Below are 1839 nucleotides of genomic sequence, written 5' to 3'. Positions count from 1 at the left end.
CCATCGAGCGCTACAAGGGCTACCGCCGCGACCTGGCCACCGCCTACCGCGTGACGCGCACGGTGGTGACCAGTGACCGCACCAAGACCACCTTCCGGCACGCGGTCGGCTATCCGCTGGCCGGGGCTGGGGTGGTGATCAAGCGGTGGCGCGACACCCACGGCCCATCCCGCTACGAGCGGCAGATGCGCGCCGCTGAGGCGGCCGGTGACCAGGAAGCGTTGCGGTACTGGCAGGAGGCCGACGTGGCGGAGAAGCAGCGCCGCCACGACCGCGTGATGGACTGGATCAAAGCCCCTGGTCAGCTCATCAAGGCCGGGGCGATCGGGCTGGTCGGGGTGGCGGCGCTGCTGCTGGTGCTCGGGATCATCCTCGCGATCAACTCGGGCAACATCGCCGACGTCATCGGCCCGATCGGCGCGGTGCTGGACGCGATCGCGTTCTCGGTGTGGTTCCTGACCAGCTACGGCGTGTTCCTGCTGGCCGGGGGCACCGCCGCCGGGCTGGTCTACCTCTACCGGGTGGGCAAGCAGCACGGCGAGGTGCCCGGCTGGCTGGCCGACCCGGAGCCCGAGGGCGACCAGATGGACGGCCTGCCGGACGAGAACACCATCCTCAATGCGCTGCGCAACCTCAACATCCCCGGCTTCACCCGGGCGATGAAGGAGGGGTGGCGGATCAAGTTCCTGATGCCGCCCACCATCGACGGCAAGGGCTGGCGCGCCCAGCTCGCCCTCCCGCCCGCGTGCCCGGTCGAGGAGATCGTCAAGCGCAAGAACACCCTGGCCCACAACCTGGTGCGCTTCCCGATCGAGGTGTGGCCGACCGAACCGCAGCCGTCCGTGCTGGACCTGTGGGTGGCCAAGCCCGGCGCGCTGTCCGGCCCGGTCGACCCGTGGCCGCTGCTGGAAGACCTGGACAACGCCCAGACCGACTACTTCACCGGCGTGCCGGCCGGGGTCACCATCAAGGGCGACGTGGTGCGGGGCCGGTTGTCGGAGGCCAACTACGTGTTCGGCGGGATGATGGGCTCCGGCAAGTCCACGCTCGCGATCACCCTGGCGCTGGGCGCGATGCTGGACCCGCTGGTCGACATCGACGTGATCGTGATGGCCGAGAACGCCGACTTCGAGCCGATGAAACCGCGGCTGCGGTCGCTGCGCACCGGTGCGGGGGAAGAGACGGTGGAAGCCTGCATGGCCCTGCTGCACGAGCTCTACGAAGACCTCACGGTGCGGGGTGAGGCGCTGCGCGAGCACGACGAACGCGCCGTGAACCGCACGCTGGCCGAGAAGGACGACCGGCTGCGGCCCCGGATCGTGATCATCGACGAGTGCCAGAACCTGTTCCTGGGCAAGCACGGCAAGAACGCGATCGAGGTGGCCTCCAAGCTCATGTCCACCGCCCGCAAGTACGCCATCACCCTGATGTTCCTCACCCCCGAGCCGTCCAAGGATGCGCTCCCGCGCAAGATCATCAGCATTGCCAGCAACAAGGCGTGCTTCGCCATCGGTGACCAGAACGGCAACGACGCCGTGCTGGGCACCGGCAGCTACAAGGCCGGAATCTCCGCGGTCGGCCTGACTCCGAAGACCGATGAGGGCCCGGGGGACATCGGCACCTGCATGCAGCGCGGGTTCACTGCCAAGCCCGGTCTGCTGCGCAGCTTCTACGTCGACCAGCGCGACGCCCACCGCGTCACCCAGCGCGCGCTGCAACTGCGCGAACAGGCCCGCATCAGCGGCAGCGCCCCGGCCGAGGAGGAGCGGGACCTGCTGGCGGACGTGCTCGCGGTGATGGGCACCAAGCCCGGCCGGGCCGGGGAGGTCGCCAAGGCCC

1 protein-coding gene is annotated in these 1839 nt (G+C 69.5%); it reads left to right on the top strand.

Features of this window, described 5'->3' with window-relative positions; genetic code table 11:
* Window positions 1-1839, top strand: a 1839-nt coding sequence (locus ABFX51_RS05855; RefSeq protein ID WP_346052637.1) for a zonular occludens toxin domain-containing protein, incomplete at both ends; no start/stop codon positions are given.

Origin of the sequence: Amycolatopsis dongchuanensis (assembly GCF_039542405.1) — a bacterium.
GTDB lineage: Bacteria > Actinomycetota > Actinomycetes > Mycobacteriales > Pseudonocardiaceae > Amycolatopsis_E > Amycolatopsis_E sacchari.
The sequence above is the reverse complement of the archived record's forward strand: the minus strand, read 5'-3'. Positions and strand labels throughout refer to the sequence as shown.